A 540-nucleotide genomic window follows, 5' to 3' on the forward strand; every position below is an offset into this window, starting at 1 on the left:
TTATCTTCATATAGCATATGCCAACAGTGCGGATGGTAAGACAGGATTTTCCGTGTCGGACAGTGCCAATAAGCTGTATATCGGGCAGTACACGGACTTCACAGCGGCGGACAGTACAGATCCTGCGAAATACTCCTGGACAAAGATCAAGGGTGATCAGGGGCCTCAGGGGGTACAGGGACCGAAAGGTACGGATGGAAAACAGTACTATACATGGTTAAAATATGCGGATACACCAACTACCGGAATGAGTGATGATCCTGCCAATAAATCCTATATCGGTCTTGCTTATAATAAGACTACGGCAGCGGAGAGCAGCAGTTATGCGGATTATACATGGTCAAAGATAAAAGGCGAAAAGGGCGATCAGGGTGTCGCCGGAGGAAAAGGCGCGGATGGAAAGACCTATTATACGTGGATTAAATACGCGGCAAGTGCATCCGGCGAAGGTATGGGTGATGATCCCACTGGTAAGGCTTACATAGGTCTGGCCTATAATAAGACGACAGCCGCGGAGAGTACGAACCCAAGTGATTACAC

At 48.3% G+C, this 540-nt stretch carries 1 protein-coding gene; it reads left to right on the plus strand.

The features are described from left to right. Nucleotides 1-540 (plus strand): hypothetical protein (locus DWX43_RS26785; protein ID WP_207666108.1); only part of this gene is annotated, 540 nt, incomplete at both ends.

It is taken from the genome of Clostridium sp. AF19-22AC (assembly GCF_003479085.1).
Lineage (GTDB): Bacteria > Bacillota > Clostridia > Lachnospirales > Lachnospiraceae > Faecalicatena_A > Faecalicatena_A orotica.